Below are 17,951 nucleotides of genomic sequence, written 5' to 3' on the forward strand. Positions count from 1 at the left end.
ACCTTATGTTAGTCCTCCCGTTTAAATAAATGGCCAAATTTGTCGCCAAGCGTAACACCAGGCGATGGAGCCTGTTTAGCCAAATAATCGCTAAATTCAGCCCGCTCTTTGTCCTGCTCAGCCTGTACCATGCTGAGACCGATGCGCTTATGCTCTTTGTCAACACTTAATATTTTGACAGCAACCTGCTGACCAACGTTTACCACATCTTCAGCATTGGTCACCCGCCTATCAGCCACTTCCGAAATATGTACCAATCCTTCAAGCCCGTTTTTAATTGCAACAAATATGCCAAATTTGGCAATTTTAGTAACTTTGCCGGTCACTACCGAGCCAACAATCAATTTATCGGCCTCATCATACCAAGGATCACGCTCAATATCCTTAAGGCTAAGTGACAGCTTTTTGGTTTCAGGGTCAACCTTGAGTACAACAACTTTAACCTCAGCACCAACATTTACGATTTCCTGCGGAGTTTTAACACGTTGCCATGAAAGGTCTGAAATATGAATAAGACCATCAACTCCACCAACATCGACAAATGCGCCAAAACTTGCCAAACGGCTTACTTTGCCGGTAATAGTCTGCCCTACTGTCAACTTTGCAAACAACTCTTTCTCTTTTGCCTCTTTTTCTGCAACAAGCAGTTGTTTGCGGGATAATACTGCCTTTTGCTTCTCCCTGTCGACTTCAATAGGTAGAGTTTGAACAGTCTGCCCGACAAACGACTGTAAATTTTCAACATACTTCAGATCAACCTGCGATGCCGGGATAAAGGCTTTCACGCCAAACACCGCTGCGGCTAGGCCACCCTTGACGACTTCGGTAATCTTAACTTCTACCGGCTGTTTGTCTGAAAAAGCCTTTTCTAATTTATCCCATGCGATTATTTTATCTGCTTTGATTTTTGACAGCTTAACCTGACCATCAATACTGTCAGCGTCAATTACCAATACATCGATTATTTGACCTTGGCTTACAACATCTGCGGCTTGTTCCGGAACAGGATAGGCCAGTTCGGACAGGTGGATAACTCCTTCAGCCTTATAACCAATGTCGACAAAAACTTCGTCGTGCCGGACACCCACTACAGTCCCCTTTACGATGCTGCCAGGCTCCGGTGTAACTACCTCATTCATTGTCATTTGTTCCATTTTTGCATATACCTCCTCAATAACCCAATCAGGTGTAGACGCACCAGCCGTAATTCCGGCAGATTGCACGCCAGCAAACCATTCAGATTTTAACTCACTGGCTGATTCAATATGATAGGCTTTGTGGCCTGCATCCCGGCATACAGAAGCCAGTCGGGCAGTATTCGCACTGCTTTTTCCGCCCACGACAATCATAACATCAACTTTTTTCGCCAGATCTATTGCTGCCTTTTGGCGTAAATCAGTTGCTGTACAGATGGTGCGTTCAATTTTCAATTCATCACATTTTGTCTTTAAAATACTGATGATGGTCTGAAATTCATCAGCGGCAAAAGTAGTCTGAGAAACTACACCCAATCGGGGATAGTGCGGCAATTGGTTGGCCTCATCAGGTGTTTCCACCACTTTTGCCTGATTGTTTGACCAAGCAATTATACTTTGGACTTCCGGGTGGTGGCATTCGCCGACAATTACGACCTGATAACCGCTCTTCAGCAGTTCATAGGCGGCTTGCTGGGCTTTTTTTACATGCGGACAGGTAGCATCAACGATCTCCAGATTTTTGTCTTTAGCTTTAAGATATACGTCCGGTCCTACACCGTGCGAGCGGATAATAACTTTACCTGCCGGTATATCTTCCAGTTTGTCTGCTGATTCAATGCCCTTGTGCTTCAGATGGCTGACCATCTGCGGATTATGGATAATCGGTCCCAAGGTATGTACCGGACGATCTTTGTCAACAGAATTTAGCGCCATATCAACAGCCCGTTTTACACCATAGCAAAAGCCACGGTGTTCGGCCATGTATATTTTCATAAACAGCCTCCTGCTTGGTAGTCTCTGTATATTCGCCTTATATATTATAATACCTTTAATCAAGGGATTCAAATAAAAAGGAACTAGGACCGCAAGAAGCAGTCCTAGTTCAGACAGAAACTTTTATTATTAGCTTGGAATGTTAGGTTTGGTCGTGTTAACCGGACATGATACGATAGAAATTTCGGTGTTCATGCCAACCGGTTTATCGTTCTTTAACAGGTTAAGCCACACTCTTATAGAGTCAAGCAAAGTAACAACGACAAGTACAATCAGGATAACACTTATTGTACCGTTTGTATTTCCGAGAGCATCGCTCCGTTTAAAGAACATCTGGACATTCATTATGCCTGCCGCAATAACAGTAACCGCTAGAAAACAAAGTGGTGCAAAGGTTACCCAGGCATAAGACTTTTTCGGGGCAATTTTGAGGATGATTGTAGTGCCCAGTGCTAAAGCCACTACGGCTAAGAGTTGGTTGGCAACGCCAAACAGTGGCCAAATACTGGCAACGTCACCGCTGTAAAGGAGATAGCCCCAGCAATAGGTTACAATGGCGCTGGTAAAAAGAATGCCAGGCCACCAGTTGGTCTTTTTAAGCGGAGCGTACATGTAAGTACCGAGAATATCCTGAAGGATATAACGGGCTACGCGGGTACCGGCGTCAATAGTGGTAAGAATAAACAGGGCTTCAAACATGATGGCAAATTGATACCAATAGCTCATGAGATGTTTCATGCCCCCGATTGTTGAGAAGATGTGCGCCATACCAACTGCCAGCGATACCGCGCCGCCAGGACGGTGCGCAACATCCATTTGCACCAGACGTGACAGTTCGTTGATTTCAACAGTAGGAATACCAAGTTTAGCAAAGACAGCTGCCGGGCTATTGATGGCAAAATAGTCGCCAGGCATAAGCACAACGGCCGAAATAAGCGCCATAATAGCAACAAAACCTTCGGTAAGCATACCGCCATAGGCGATGATCCGGGATTGAGATTCCAGTTCAATCATCTTAGGCGTAGTGCCTGAACTGATGAGTGAGTGGAACCCGGAAATTGCGCCACAGGCAATAGTAATGAATACATATGGCCACCATGGCCCAGGGATGATGGGTCCGCCGCCATCGATAAACCGAGTAGTCATGGGCATATTGACAGTTGGTTGAACAATCAGAATGCCAAGTGCCAGAGCCAATACTGTGCCAATCTTCATGTATGAACTCAGGTAGTCGCGGGGAGCTAAGAGCAGCCATACCGGTAATACAGCGGCAAAAAAGCCGTAAAGTGGCAAAGCTATGGATAATTGCTGTTTGGTAAGGTCGAAGATACTCGCTAGACCAGCCCACGGTTGGCCGGGGCTCAACCAGTGGCCGGTAAATACTGCCGCCAGGACTAAGAGGAATCCGGCAATCGAACCCGAGCGGATAGAGCCAGGAGCTATTTTAAACATGTACAAACCAACGGCAACGGCAATTGGAATAGTCATGAACAGCGTATATACGCCCCAAGGATTTTTGAATAAGGCATTAACAACAACAATGGCCAGACCAGCGAGAGCTACGATGATGATGAATAGAACAGAGAGTGAAGTGGTGACACCAGTCAATGGTCCAACCTCGCGACGTGCGATAACTGCCAGTGACTGACCGTTATGTCTGATAGAAGCAAACAGAATAATAAAATCATGAACTGCGCCAGCAAAAACTGAACCCAATAAGATCCACATGAAGCCGGGACCCCAGCCATATTGAGCTGCAAGAACCGGGCCCACCAGTGGTCCAGCACCGGCTATAGCAGCAAAATGGTGACCAAAGAGCACCCACTTATTAGTTGGTACAAATTCACGACCATCATTGCAACGATATGCGGGAGTAATATTGGCGTCATTGAGAGCCAGTACCTTGGCAGAAATGAAGGCTGAATAATAGCGGTACGCTAATAGGAAGAAACATAAGCTTACTACCAGTAAATTGATTGAATTCATTAAATAAGTCCCCCTTTCAATGATATGAAATATTATTTATGAATCCCTAATTTTTTGCCTCCTTTCTCGAATTTTTCTGTATATTTAAAATATACATTATACATTGTATGTAAGCAATATGTATCTGTTGAAATGACAAAAAACCAGGATGAAATACATTATTCCCCTGGTCAATAGCAAAAACTTATTTACATATTTACAACTACAAATTACAATCCGAATATTTTTTTTAGCTTGGGTACCTGTTGCCGGCTAACCGGCACTTCTACCGTCAATCCGTCCAAAATAAGATTATATGTTCCATTAAACCAAGGGATTATCTCCCTTATCTTTTCAATATTGACAAGATAGGCACGATGCGTACGAAAAAATAATCGTTCATCCAGGCGAGACTGTAAATCTTGCAGGGGCATGTTGGAATAATAACATTTGCCTGGCGTATGGATAGACAGTTGACCTTCCGTGCAATACGCAGCAACAATATCCCGGGTGTCGATAACTGTTACTTTGCCATTGTGCTCAATCGCCAGTTTTTGAAGATTATAGGTTTGGCTTAATTCGGTATCCCGTTTTTTAGGGTTGGCAGGCATAGCACTTGCCAGCAAGTTACGAACTTTTTCAATACATTTGGTTACTCGCTTGAATGAAAATGGTTTTAGCAGATAGTCTACAGCATTGAGGTCAAAAGCTTTTACGGCGAACTCTTCATGAGCTGTAGCAAAAACAAGTAAAGGTGCACTATGCGTTGAACTAATTTTCTCTGCTGTTTGAATGCCGTTTAGTCCAGGCATTTCAATATCTATGAAAACTAAATGCGGATTAAAGGAAATGACAGCGCTGACAGCTTCTTCTCCGCTGCTGAATTCACCAACTATTTCTACTTCGGCAAAATGTTCTAGTAAATACCTTAATTCGCTGCGGGCCGGTTCTTCGTCGTCTACGATAATAACTCTGATTGGACGTAATTGGTCACCCATTAACTACGACCTCCACATCAATGGGAATATGAAGTATTACTGTTGTTCCCTGTCCAAACTCGCTGTTAATAGTTAACGCATACTTCGGTCCGTATATGGCTTTCAACCGTTCATTAACATTAGTCAGCCCTACTCCGGCACCTTTGCCGAACCCATATTCCAAAATCTGTTTTTGTATGGCAGAGGACATCCCTTGACCGCTGTCAACGATTTTAATATCAACTTGATTGCCAATTTTATGAGCTGATATTTTAATGGTACCCCCCTCTGCTTTAGGCAACAGCCCGTGTTTGACTGCATTCTCAACGAGCGGCTGGAGAATAAAAGTTGGGATAAGTATGTCGAGAGTTCTTGGATCAATATCCTGTTCAATATTCAGTCGCCGGCCAAACCGGGCCTGCTCTAGAATTAAGTATGAATCTACATGCTCAAGTTCTTCTTTTAGTGTTACAAAATCACGGGCAGTCTTGAGACTGCGGCGGAAAAATTCACTTAACTCAATCAACAGGCTACGGGCTTTTTCCGGATTTGTGCGGCAGAACGATACAATGGTATTAAGCGCGTTAAATAAAAAATGAGGGTTGATCTGGGCACGGAGAGCTTTAAGTTCAGCTTTTGCTGCCAATTCAGCCTTATGTTGCAGTGCGGCTACTTCAAGCTGAGTACTGAATACTTGTCCCAAGCCCTGCGCAAATTCTATATCAAGGGGCGTAAGGGCTTCTTCACGGGCATAGTAAATTTTTAGGGTGCCGACAAGTTCATCACGGCAGTGAAGCGGCACAACGATTGCCGATTTAAGTGGACAGGCCGGCGAGGTGCAGCCAATTTCTTCCTGAGTTTGGGCAACGGTAACTTTTCCTTGAGCCAAACAGGATTTAGTTAATTTAGTAAATACCTGCATACCCTTGGCGTGATGATCACTACCTAAGCCAATATGGGTTAAAACCCGTTCAAGGTCTGTAATAGCCACTGCGGCGGCTGAAGTCATGCTTAATATGTTGGCGGCTACTTTGTCGGCTGAAGTAGAGTTTAATCCCTGGCGAAAATGCGGTAAAGTGGCGTTGGCTATTTTCAGTGCCTTGTGCGTTTGCAGGGCAGCAATTTTTGTCTGATGCTGCTGGGCGTTGTGAATAATAATCATAAAAATCGCTATGCCCAAAGCATTGGCTATTGACATGGGAATAGCGATCTTACTAACCAACGACCATGCCGCTTCATAAGGCTTAGCGGACAATAAGATGAACCCCATGCTGAATAAAATAACACCAATACCGGTAATAATGCCGGTAATCCATTCAGGAGCCTTGGGTTTGGTACGCTTATGTATGTAGCCGGCTACAATACCACCAAGTATGGTGGTTATGCCACACTCCAGGGCGGTAAAACCGCCCAGGTAAATGCGGTGTAGACCACTTATCAGACCAGTGGCTATGCCTACCAACGGTCCTGATAACAAACCGGCAACAATTGTGCCGGTGTCGCGAACATTAGCCAAAGCTCCTTCGATAGGTATGCCAAAATACGTACCGGCAATTGATATCAGTGAAAAGATAAACACCAGTGCCAGCTTTTCAAGGGCGGTGGTGTGTTCTTTAAATATCAGGCGAAAAGCCCGGGTATGTGACAATACATAAGCAAAAACGGCAATTATGGCTATGCGTTGGACTAAGATTATTGACAAACTACCGTGTAAGGTATTGATCATGTTATTGTCCATAATTAATACCATTAACTAATTTTGTTGTAAGAATTAGTTTCTTTTTCCAACAATTGCGCAATTTCTGTCATAACTGTATTACTCATTGCTTCCAGACTGTCGTTTCCATCAGTACTCCGCCTCAATACAAGCGGTTTACCAAATGAAACCTTGAATTTTGGCAGTAAATGACCATCCCGAAATACTTTGTTGGTCCCGGTTACGGCTGCCGGCACTATAGGGACTCCTGCCTTTAGTGCCAGCATAGCTAGGCCAGGTTCTGGCACGCCCAGTTTACCGGTTTTGCTACGGGTACCCTCGGGGAATATTCCGAGAACAGAGCCATTTTCGAGGAGAGTCAAAGCTGTGCGGATTGCTGTCCGGTCAGCTTTGCCGCGACGGACGGGAAACGCACCTAACTTAGTGATTAGCCACCTAAATATGGGATTAACAAACAATTCTTCTTTGGCCATAAAATGGATCCGCCGGGGTATAGCGGTGCCAACAACCGGAGGATCCCAGAGACTTACATGGTTTGCCGCGATGATGACTCCGCCGGTAGCAGGAATGTTCTCGGTGCCAGTCACTTTCCAGCGGAAGACAACCGAGAAAAATGTAGCCAGCAAAAAATGCAACAAACTATATAACACTCGTTTGTCTCTCCTTGCATAATTCGATTATTTTTTTCACAGTATCATTTATGGTTAATTTAGTGGTATCGATCGTAATCGCGTCTGTAGCCGCAATCAACGGGGCAATGTCACGTTCACAATCCTGCTTGTCCCGGCAGGCAATTTCGGCTTCCAGTTCAGCTAAATCAATATTATATCCCCTGGCCTTCAGTTCCAGCCAGCGGCGTTTGGCCCGTTCCGATATTGATGCCGTTAAAAAAATTTTAATGTCGGCATTGGGCAAAACGTGAGTGCCAATATCCCGTCCGTCCATAACTACCCCGCCCTGGGCGGCCATATTCCGTTGCAGCTTTAGCATAACATCCCGTAGCGCCGGAACTTGCGCCACTTTGGACACCAAACGGCTAACCTCAGGTGTGCGGATCGCGTCGGTGATGTCCTTACCGTTTACCAATACTTCAGTTTTGCCGTCAGCATAGGATAGTTTCAAATCAATTTTGTGAGCCAAACGGGCAATTGACTCATTATCAGGCTCAATGCGGTCATTTAAGGCCTGCCAGGCTACGGCGCGGTACATTGCGCCGGTATCGATATAAGTGTAGCCCAGACGCTGGGCGGCAAGCTTGGCTACTGTGCTTTTTCCTGCTCCAGCTGGTCCGTCGATTGCAACAATTAAGCGTTTCATAAGTGCCTCCGTATTAATCTTGCCTTAACCTGGAAAGAACGGCAAAAAAGTCAGGATAAGATATTTTTACACAGCTTGGCTCTTCAATTTCGACACCTTGAGCGGCAATGCCGGCAACTGCTAAAGCCATGGCCATTCGATGGTCGTGGTGAGAATGGCAAATAGCAAAGTTAAGCTTTTGCGGCCCTTTAATAACCAGGCCATCGGTAGTCTCAGTGATTTTAGCTCCCATTTTGCCAAGTTCCAAAGCAATAGCCCGTAGTCGGTCGGTCTCTTTTACCCGCAGTTCTTCGGCACCCTGTACAACTGTTTGGCCCTCAGCAAACAGAGCGGCAACAGCTAGTACAGGAATTTCGTCAACTAGCCGGGGAATTATTTCAGGTTCAATTATTACGCCGTTTAGTTTGGCCGACCTAACTACAATATCAGCCACCGGTTCGCGACCGCTCCAACGTTCATTGGTGACAGTGATATTTGCGCCCATTTGTTTTAGTACATCAAGAATACCAGTACGAGTCGGGTTAATGCCAACATTGACCAGAATAAGCTGGCTATTTGGAATAATCGATGCCGCTATCAGCCAAAAGGCAGCTGAGCTAATGTCGCCTGGCACATTGATTGATTCAGGTGCGGTAAGCCCTTCTACCGGTTCAATTGTAATGGCCGTTCCTGTTCGTTTGACTGGAACGCCAAATGTTTCAAGCATCCGCTCTGTATGGTCACGTGACGGCATAGGTTCATTAATAACGGTAGAACTGGTAGCAAACAAAGCGGCCAGTAATAGAGCCGACTTGACTTGTGCGCTGGCAACCGGCATATCATATTCAATGCCAATAACTTGTTCGGCCGGGCTGATAGCCAGTGGCGCATAACGCGATTGCTCGCGCCCGGTTATTTTCAACCCCATTTTAGAGAGCGGGGTTATGACTCTGGCCATAGGACGTTTTCTGAGTGATGCATCACCGGTTAGGACAGTAAAAAAGGGCTGGGCGGCTAATAAACCTGTTAAAAGCCGAATGGTTGTACCGGAATTTCCGGCATCAAGCACATCATGGGGTTCGCTCAATCCATAAAACCCACGTCCTGTAACTGTAAGTACGCCGGCTGTATCCTGTGCTACCGTAACCCCTAACTTTCGCATACAATCAATTGTAGACCAGCAGTCAGCGGCATGGAGAAAATTGGTTACCGTTACCGGGGTATCAGCCAGACCGGCTAACATAATGCTGCGGTGGGATATTGACTTGTCGCCAGGGATATCGACTTTTCCTGCTAAGCTGTTAGTAGGTTTAATATTAATTATTTCTCCCATAATACTCCTCTTTATGTTATTTATTTATCGAACGCCCGAGCACAATGGCTAAAGCATCTAATTCGGCCATAAGTTGAGCGAAGTTGGCAAGAGTCAGTGACTGGGGCCCATCAGACAAAGCCTCTTCCGGACACGGATGAATTTCAATCAATAGACCGTCAGCGCCGGCGCCAATAGCCGCTTTGGCCATTGGGCTTACCCATCGCCAACTTCCTGTTCCATGGCTGGGATCAACGATAACAGGTAAATGGCTTAAGTGTTTTATTACCGGGATGGCATTTAAATCAAGTGTGTTACGCGTATAAGTTTCAAAAGTGCGGATGCCCCGCTCGCACAATACAATCTGGCTATTGCCTCCTGACATTATATGTTCGGCTGCCATTAGCCATTCTTCAATAGTAGCGGCAAGTCCACGCTTGAGCAACACTGGCTTTTTGCTCAAAGCTACTTCTTTTAACAGTACAAAGTTTTGCATGTTTCGTGTGCCAATTTGGAGCATATCAACATGTTCAGCAATCAACTCAACTTTGCGTGGGTCAGTCACTTCGGAAACAACTGGCAGTCCTACTTCACGGCCAACAGTCTTAATAATTTCCAGCCCATATTTTTCCAGGCCCTGGAAACTATAAGGTGATGTACGCGGTTTATACGCTCCTCCCCTGAGCATAGCGGCTCCTGCGGCTTTGGCACTTACTCCTGCCTGGTAAAGCTGCTCATAGCTTTCGACAGCACATGGTCCGGCTATGACAGGAATGCCATCACCGCCAAAACGGACGTCACCAATGCTAACTACGGTATTTTTACTTTGAAATTCCCGACTGACTAGTTTATACGGTGTTCCAACAATGACAACCTTATTTACTCCTGGCATTCTTTCAAATAATTCCGGATTACAGGCCGATAAATCACCACTGGCAGTAATGATTGTTTTATCCGCGCTGGTTATCGAGTGACCATCCAAACCCATATGGCGTAGTTTGTCTAATACTCGGTTAATTTGTTCAGCGGTGGGTGCGTTCATCATTATAATCATAGTAGGCCTCCACAAAAATCCCAAAATGCATTAATTTATAATTCCCTACTGGGAAAAAATTTCCTTCAATATTAACGTTTGTTTCTAAGTTTCTGTTAATATTTCAAACTATAGCCCTAAATATTATTATCTTTTAAAAATCACCTTACCGACTGAAATGACAGTTCCTCGACCTTCAAGCATTATTCCGTCTACCGGAAATATAATATCATCCCGACGGGTATCAATGATAAACTGTGTTGGCACTTTGACATTTGTGGCGTCAATTTCCAAATAATCGCCATCATATATTTTAACTTCAACTTTTCCTTTGCCAAAATTGCCAACAGTTTCGCCATTTACCGTAACAATTGCGTCTGCGTTTGCCGGCGGGTTAATCATCCGGATGACAATATCCTTGCCTGGCCTTAGCGTACGCATAGACCGAGCAACAACTTTATTGACAGTGTTCATGCTTTTATTAGGGTCAGGCCAAGGAACATCGGCAGCATACATTGTGGCCGGAGATGTTATTTGCTCTCCTTCTAGCTTGTCTACTAATGAAAGATATTTACGGGTTTCACCACTGATCATGAGTGTCTGAGATGCCAATAAGGCAATAATCGCTACTGTCGCAAGCCTTATCAGCAGCCGGTCAATGCAGAGAAATTTTTTTTGCCGGAACCGGTGATTTCTGTTCTCCATGCCAAACCCTCCGTGATAATTACTGTTGGTTTTGGATGGTAGCTGCATATTTACCCGCTACGTAGCCTGTGGAGAATGCTGCTTGTAAATTAAATCCGCCTGTAAACCCGTCAATATCAATTACTTCGCCTGCAAAAAACAGCCTGGATATAAGTTTTGATTCCATAGTACGCGAATTAATTTCTTTTGTGCTAACACCGCCGGCTGTTACTATAGCTTCAGTTACCGGTCTGGTTTTGGCTATTGTGAAAGTCAAATGATGCAGTTTATGAAGTAACCGGATACGTTCCTCTTTGGTAATCTGGTGTACAAATTTATCCGGATTGATAAAGGCCAAATCAATAATAACCGGTATAAGTTTGGCAGGAAGAAGCTCATGTAGCGCATTCTTAAGTTGCTTTTTGGTAAATTTGGTAAAGTCCCGCTGAATGCGCTTGTCCAACGTTTCGGCAGTTAACGCTGGTTTAAGATTTATCTCAATAGACACTTCCTGCCCATTTGTGGCTGTTAACAACTCTGATACCTTTTTACTGAGTGATAAAATAATAGGTCCGGACAAGCCATAATGAGTAAATAACATTTCACCAAACTCATCAGCGACTTTTTTCCCAGCAAAAACTACCGTAGCTGTAACATTTTTTAGCGCCAAGCCCTGTAATTCGGTCACCCACTCTTCTTCAACTTCCAGTGGTACTAATGACGGTTTGATGGGCACGATGGTGTGCCCGGCGGCCTGGGCCAATCGGTAGCCATCGCCGGAAGAACCTGTTCCCGGATAAGATGCGCCGCCGGTGGCCAAAATCACGGCATCTGCTCTGTATTCGGCGTCTTGTGTCGACACGCCGTAAATGTGGCTGTTGTCAATAATGAGCTTTTTAACTGTTTTATTGGTAACTATGTTGACATCAAATTTAGCCAACACTTTTGTAAAAGTTTTAACCACGTCCCGGGCTTGATCGCTAACCGGAAAAATGCGTCCACCACGCTCTATCTTGGTTGGTAGTCCGGAACTATGAAAAAACTCTACTAAATCCTGATTGCTGAAAGCATGAAGTGCGCTATATAAGAATGCGCCATTGCCGGGCATATTTTTTATCAGTTCCGGAATATCAGAGTTATTGGTGATATTGCAACGGCCTTTACCAGTAATCAGCAATTTACGACCAATGTCATTCATTTTTTCAAGCACGGTTACTCTAGCTCCATGCCGGGCCGCGCTAACTGCCGCCATCAAGCCGGCTGCGCCGCCGCCGATAATAAGAACATGCTTCATATGTCACGCTCGCCTTTTTAAATTACTGTTGTAGAAAAAAACCTTATTTACTTTCGAAATAAGGGTTATCGATTTATCCGTTTTTTTTCTTGCCCAGGCGTTTCAGTTCTTCGACCTCACCAGGAAGCAGTTGGCGGTACTGCCCCCGACGAAGCCCCTCAAGTGTTAAGAAAGCAATTTTAACTCGTTTCAAGTTTTTAACCGGATAACCGATAGCTTCACACATCCTGCGGATTTGGCGATTTTTACCTTCTTTAATAATAATTTCCAAAGTAGTTAGTCCTTTCTCACGGTCGACTGCTACAATGTTAATTTTGGCTGGGGCGGTAATACCATCCTCCAGTTTAATTCCTGCCCGGAGCAAATCTAGCTTTTCTTCAGGCGGATAACCTTCCACCTTGGCTAAATAAGTTTTGGCTATTTCGTGGCTAGGGTGGGTTAAGGCATAGGTTAGATCACCGTCATTGGTCATGATTAATAGTCCCTCGGTATTATAATCCAATCTGCCAACCGGATAAATTCTTTCCGGAATATTGGCAACAAGGTCGGCCACCGTTTTTCGGCCCCGGGGGTCTTCAAGGGTGGTAACCACGCCTTTGGGTTTGTTCAACAAAACATAGACATATTTTTCGGCTGTTAGCGGTTTGCCATCGACGGCGACCTTGTCTCGCTTTGGCTCAATCTTAGTACCAAGCTCAGTAACTACTATATTGTTGACAGTTACCCTGCCGGCCTTAATGAGCTCTTCTGCATCACGCCGCGAAGCAATACCTGCTTGAGCAATTACTTTCTGCAAACGTTCCAGCATCGAATCCGATTCCCACTTTCCAACTATATTTATTCTTGAACAAATTGACTAAAATCAGTCTGTACCTTGCAGGAGCGCACTTTTTTGTTGTCTTTGGTTATACGCTCGCAACTGCCGCAAATGCCTTCTCCGCAGCACATGGTATTATTGTTTGTGGCTGCCATCGGTATATTTACTCCGGCTGTCTGCATTGCGGCAATAATGCCGTAGTGCTGCTCATCAGGCCCGGCGCTGACTACTAAGTCAGGGCGTTCTGCCGTATCTGCCATAAGTTCGGTTATGGCATTTATACCAAACTGTCGCATCGATGATACTGTGTGTACCATTATGCCGAGTTCAGTCAGTTCCTCTGCAATAAACACTTTTCCCATTTTACCTGGCGCTAAAATAGCCTTAATACTATTATTACCTTTAACAAGTTTATGTGCTATGGGTATAGCCGGCGGCTGCCCCATACCTCCAACTATTAATAATATTTTACCATTAACTATACTGTCAATCCAGGGCTGACCAAAAATACCATTATAATACGGTCCCCGTACCAGCACCTGTCTGTTGTCATCAGACAGTAAACGGGAAGATTTAGGCCCGATAGTTTTAACAACTACTTGAATATTATTTCCATTTACCTTCATCACTTCTACAGGAAAATGATAAAATTGCTGGTCGGATGGGCGGCGTAAAAAGACAAATGAGCCGCATCTTTCAAGTGATCTGGCAAATTCAGGATCAACTTCAAATTCTAAAAGGTATGTACGCTCGGTTATAGTTCGTTTCACCACAAACTCAGTGTCAGTCTCCATTCGGACAGGCGTATCAGCATCCATAGTTCTATTCTGCTTTTTAGGCTGCCACTGTTTCTCATATAGTATACACACTCCGCTCCAGTTGCAGTCACACACTAGCTCACCTTTTAAATGACTGCAAAAAACGCAATGATTAGTTTCTGCCAATAAGCATGGACAATAGGGGGAATTGATGTCAATGCACTTCATAGTTAATTTGTTGATCATGGGTATCCCTCCTTGTCATACCAGGCAGGTATTGTAAATATCGGTTAGGCCTGCTTTAGCAACCCGTTCATTAATTTCGCCCCGCTGTGCCGAATATAATTCCAATTTTTTCATACGTTCGAAATAAACAGAACCTGAAAAAGTATACCGTATTCTTATCCCTTCATCTGTTGTCATTTGTTCATGGATGAAGTTGATAAAATCGCCTGATGTCAATTCAAGCGGCAGCTCAAGATACTGCATATCCAAACAGCAGCGTACAGCGTTATGGCCGGCTAGCAGTCCGGTTACGACGGCCTCGGTATGGCCGACCAGTATGCCTGCTTTTTCACCGGCGCAGAATAAGTTGTCGATTCCCTCAACTTTTAATGAATTGCTGCAAGGAGCAATACCCAGATACCGTACCGAATTGCCTACTCCGCCGGAGTAGGGGTCCTCATACCTGGCGCGCTCAAGGCCAGGTACTGTTCTGAGCATATCAAGCGGGAAATATGATGTCATTAGTTTAGCATGACCGGTATCAATCAACACAACGTTTTCAGCATAGTCAGCAATTGCATATTGTGTACACGCTTTCTTGCCCAGCATCACCGTCTTCTTGAGGTTGTCAGGTAAAGAAATAACGACAACACCTTCTTTTTCCAATTGGTCTTTAAGTTCAGGACTAAGTGAATCTTTGTTGAGTTTGCACGAACCGCTCATGGCTCCATAAGTGCCATCAGCTTTCTTACCAAGTATTTCTTTAACTTCGGCTTTAGCGGTAATACTTACCCTGGGGCCAAAAGTCGGGCAACGTAAGATACACATCGCGCAGCCATTGCCGAATTTCAAGCAGTTGCCCATTGGCCCGGCTGTGCCAGTGGTGTCAACAAAGACATCACCTTTAATCTGTTCTTCGCTATCAGTAATCAAATGTTGAATTTTTTTTCCGCATTTGACAACACTGGAAACTCTTGTTTGAGTTTTAATTTCAATGCCATAGTTCTGGAGAATTTTTTTTACTAATGGTTCCATAGTAGTTACATCATAAAAGGAAGCGTGGTTATGTCCAGGAAAATTTATACCACGGTGCCTACTATTCGCATCCATGGCCACAAATAAATCCCCGCCGCCCATAGCAATAGCTTCTTCGGCTGCTGTAAACCGTCCGTTGTTCCGGAATATACCACCAACTAGTCCGGTGCCTAACAACAAATCAGTACGCTCAAGTAAAACTACCTGCGCCCCGGCTTTAGCCGCTGCTAACGCTGCGGCAGAGCCTGCCCAACCACCGCCAACCACTACCACTTTAATCATGGACTTTCCCTCCAATTCATCCCTGCTTTATTCACATTACAGTGTATTCTGCCGCCTTTGAAGTGCCACAGATGAAGGCATAGAAAAAACTGGTAAACGACGCTACCAGTTAGTGATTGAAAAGATATTGACATATGTAGACTGAAGCCATAAAGCTGGCCACATCACCAAATAAGCCGACAAACACCGAGTATCTGGGGTTGCTGATGCCAATTGCGCCAAAATATACTGTTAAAACATAAAAAGTGGTATCGGTACTTGCCAATACAGTTGAAGCAATTTTCCCCACCAGCGAATCGGGACCAAAGGTATTTAATATCTCAGTGGCTAATCCCAATGAACCGCTGCCTGACAATGGACGCATAATGGCCAAAGGCACCAAATCAGGCGGCACCCCCAGCGCTTTCAATATCGGGTTGATCCCGGCCACACAGGCATCCAGGGCCCCAGAGGCACGAAAAATACTAATGGCCACCAGCATTGCCACCAGACACGGCATAATGCGAATTGCAGTATGAAATCCTTCCGCAGCTCCTTCCACAAAAGCTTCATAAACTTTAACACGTCGCAGATAACCTACTACCGGGATGAGCAGTAACACGACAGGTATTGCCCAAACAGACAGTTGCTCACATAATTCAGTCAACATCCAGGCATTCGCCTCCCGATTACCGTCTAAATATCATCTGGCATATTCGGTCCATTATCAGTACCAGAATTGTAGACAGCAGACTAACTAGCAATGTTGAACCAACAATCTCTGTGGGATTTACTGAACCTGCCGCTGACCGCAAAGCGATAATGGTTGCCGGAACAAGCGTAAAACCGGTAGTGCACAAAGCCAGCAAAGTGCACATAGCCGGGGTGGCGGTATCTTTTTTGGGATTAATTGTTTGCAGCTCTTGCATGGCTTTAATACCGAGCGGTGTTACGGCATTGCCTAGTCCCAGCATGTTGGCGCTGATAGTCATTATAATCGCGCCCATGGCCGGGTGGTTCCTGGGGACTCTTGGAAATAATAAACCGATTATCGGGCTCAATGTGTAGGAAATTACTTTAATAATACCTGATAGCTCGGCTATTTTCATGATCCCCAGCCATAAACACATGACTCCGATTAAATTGATTGCTAATTCTACCGCACTTTTCGCAGCGTTTATGGCGCTTTGCGTAACAACCTCAATCCTGCCGTTTATACCGGCGTAAAGAATGCCTCCGGCCATTAGGATGAGCCAAATTAGGTTAATCATCGTCATATCACCCATTATGATGGTATGACAAATAATATCAGGCTAGAACGGCAAAAGGACGCCGTTTGGCATCCTTAAGCAAAATTACGGATTACAAATGTAAGAAAGCTCCATACCGAACCCCAAAGCATGCCAAAAAAAGTTTTTCGTTCTACCGTCCGGTCAGCTACTAAGTCTGAGCTTGCCACTTCTTTATTATTATATAAAACCTTTACGGTTCCTAGTTTTTGGCCGGAGGTAACCGGTGCATCCAATTTGGTTGGAGCATCAACAACAGTTGTGAACTTGTCGCGTTCGTTGTCAGCCATGGGTACAGTTATATCATTGGTTGCCACCAACTTGATGTCGCTTGTTTTACCTTCATTAACTTTAACCGTTTTTAGAATGTCGCCGTGGCGAATAACTGGAACTTGCTGCAGTTGAGTATAGCCATAATCCAATAACTTTATCGAATCATCCCACATATATTCGCTGTCCAGTACCACGGCAACCAATTGAATGCCGTTCTTTTTGGCAGCTGAGACTAAACAACGCCCTGCAGCATCAGTATAACCTGTTTTAACCCCGTTGGCACCGTCATACAGCCACAGCATTTTATTTTCATTATACAAGTCGCGGTCATGATCTTTTCCAGGCCAGGGAATGACTTTATGCTCAGTTGAAACAATCTGCGCAAAGAGCGGATTTTTATACCCGTAAGCTGTAATTTTGGCTAAATCATGGGCGGTGGTGTAATGGTTCTCATCTGGCAGACCACTGGTATTGGTAAAATTACTGTTTTCTGCACCAATCGCATGGGCCTTTTCTGTCATTAGCCGGGCGAATTTATCAACTGAGCCGGAAATATGCTCGGCTATCGCAACCGTGGCATCATTGCCTGAGACAAGCATTACGCCATAAAGCATGTCCAGCATTTTGAGCTGCTCCCCGGGTGAAAGCCATAGCGACGAACCCTCGGTATTGGCAGCATTGGCGCTGGTAGTTACAATATCATCAAGCTTTCCATACTCCAGCGCTGTAATCAGGGTCATAATCTTGGTAGTACTGGCCGGATAACGCCGTTCTTCAGCGTTTTTTTCATACAGCACTTTTCCTGTTGATGCTTCGATTACAATTGCTGCCTTTGCCGTAACTTCCGGCGGATGCTCTGCCGTAAGTCCAACTGATGGCAAGAAAACCAGACAAACCAATAATATCCCAAGACTAGTTAGTTGTCGCATTAATCCAATCCTTTCGTGTAGGATAAGCCAAAAACTATTATATAATTAAATTAGGCTAAGGTCAAAATTATCTGTTTCCAGGCCTGCCTATTTTTGGTGTGTAATAATATCCTGGC

Annotated in this window: 16 protein-coding genes; all 16 read right to left on the reverse strand. The window is 44.7% G+C overall.

What is annotated here, in order from left to right; all coding sequences use genetic code 11:
• Window positions 1–8 precede the first annotated feature (8 nt).
• Complete coding sequence (locus SCACP_RS09560; protein ID WP_425061101.1) at window positions 9–1,970, reverse strand: bifunctional 4-hydroxy-3-methylbut-2-enyl diphosphate reductase/30S ribosomal protein S1; 1,962 nt, start codon at window positions 1,968–1,970, stop codon at window positions 9–11.
• A 129-nt stretch (window positions 1,971–2,099) separates the two neighbouring features.
• Window positions 2,100–3,956 (reverse strand): carbon starvation CstA family protein, encoded by a 1,857-nt coding sequence (locus SCACP_RS09565; protein ID WP_425061102.1) that lies wholly within the window; start codon window positions 3,954–3,956, stop codon window positions 2,100–2,102.
• A gap of 209 nt (window positions 3,957–4,165) precedes the next feature.
• Complete coding sequence (locus SCACP_RS09570) at window positions 4,166–4,933, reverse strand: LytR/AlgR family response regulator transcription factor (protein WP_425061103.1); 768 nt, start codon at window positions 4,931–4,933, stop codon at window positions 4,166–4,168.
• On the reverse strand, window positions 4,926–6,650 hold the full coding sequence (locus SCACP_RS09575; RefSeq protein ID WP_425061104.1) for a LytS/YhcK type 5TM receptor domain-containing protein: 1,725 nt from the start codon (window positions 6,648–6,650) through the stop codon (window positions 4,926–4,928). The genes SCACP_RS09570 and SCACP_RS09575 overlap by 8 nt, the downstream gene beginning before the upstream one ends.
• 11 nt (window positions 6,651–6,661) lie before the next feature.
• Entirely contained in the window at window positions 6,662–7,279 is a 618-nt protein-coding gene (locus SCACP_RS09580; RefSeq protein WP_425061105.1) for a lysophospholipid acyltransferase family protein, read from the reverse strand.
• A complete protein-coding gene (gene cmk, locus SCACP_RS09585) occupies window positions 7,269–7,946 on the reverse strand; it encodes a (d)CMP kinase (protein WP_425061106.1) in 678 nt (225 codons plus the stop codon). The genes SCACP_RS09580 and cmk overlap by 11 nt, the downstream gene beginning before the upstream one ends.
• Before the next feature lie 13 nt (window positions 7,947–7,959).
• Window positions 7,960–9,258, reverse strand: coding sequence for a 3-phosphoshikimate 1-carboxyvinyltransferase (gene aroA, locus SCACP_RS09590; RefSeq protein ID WP_425061107.1), 1,299 nt, complete (start codon window positions 9,256–9,258; stop codon window positions 7,960–7,962).
• Window positions 9,259–9,274: 16 nt separating this feature from the next.
• A complete protein-coding gene (gene aroF, locus SCACP_RS09595) occupies window positions 9,275–10,291 on the reverse strand; it encodes a 3-deoxy-7-phosphoheptulonate synthase (RefSeq protein WP_425061108.1) in 1,017 nt (338 codons plus the stop codon).
• A 126-nt stretch (window positions 10,292–10,417) separates the two neighbouring features.
• Window positions 10,418–10,975, reverse strand: a complete 558-nt coding sequence (locus tag SCACP_RS09600) for a hypothetical protein (RefSeq protein ID WP_425061109.1) — start codon at window positions 10,973–10,975, stop codon at window positions 10,418–10,420.
• Window positions 10,976–10,994: 19 nt separating this feature from the next.
• Complete coding sequence (locus SCACP_RS09605) at window positions 10,995–12,248, reverse strand: NAD(P)/FAD-dependent oxidoreductase (RefSeq protein ID WP_425061110.1); 1,254 nt, start codon at window positions 12,246–12,248, stop codon at window positions 10,995–10,997.
• A gap of 73 nt (window positions 12,249–12,321) precedes the next feature.
• Window positions 12,322–13,056 carry a pseudouridine synthase gene (locus SCACP_RS09610; RefSeq protein WP_425061111.1) on the reverse strand — a complete coding sequence of 245 codons (735 nt, stop codon included), beginning with the start codon at window positions 13,054–13,056 and terminating at the stop codon, window positions 12,322–12,324.
• Between the two features lie 29 nt (window positions 13,057–13,085).
• Window positions 13,086–14,069: a hypothetical protein gene (locus SCACP_RS09615; protein WP_425061112.1), complete on the reverse strand. Its 984-nt coding sequence runs from the start codon at window positions 14,067–14,069 to the stop codon at window positions 13,086–13,088.
• 15 nt (window positions 14,070–14,084) lie between these two features.
• A complete protein-coding gene (locus SCACP_RS09620) occupies window positions 14,085–15,365 on the reverse strand; it encodes an FAD-dependent oxidoreductase (protein WP_425061113.1) in 1,281 nt (426 codons plus the stop codon).
• 109 nt (window positions 15,366–15,474) lie between these two features.
• Window positions 15,475–16,014, reverse strand: coding sequence for a spore maturation protein (locus SCACP_RS09625; RefSeq protein ID WP_425061114.1), 540 nt, complete (start codon window positions 16,012–16,014; stop codon window positions 15,475–15,477).
• A 19-nt stretch (window positions 16,015–16,033) separates the two neighbouring features.
• On the reverse strand, window positions 16,034–16,615 hold the full coding sequence (locus tag SCACP_RS09630) for a nucleoside recognition domain-containing protein (RefSeq protein WP_425061115.1): 582 nt from the start codon (window positions 16,613–16,615) through the stop codon (window positions 16,034–16,036).
• Window positions 16,616–16,689: 74 nt separating this feature from the next.
• The gene (locus SCACP_RS09635) at window positions 16,690–17,835 is read right to left on the reverse strand and encodes a D-alanyl-D-alanine carboxypeptidase family protein (protein ID WP_425061116.1); all 1,146 of its coding nucleotides are present in this window, start codon (window positions 17,833–17,835) and stop codon (window positions 16,690–16,692) included.
• Window positions 17,836–17,951: the final 116 nt, after the last annotated feature.

Source organism: Sporomusaceae bacterium ACPt, assembly GCA_041428575.1.
GTDB classification, from domain to species: Bacteria; Bacillota; Negativicutes; order Sporomusales; family Sporomusaceae; genus Sporomusa_D; species Sporomusa_D carbonis.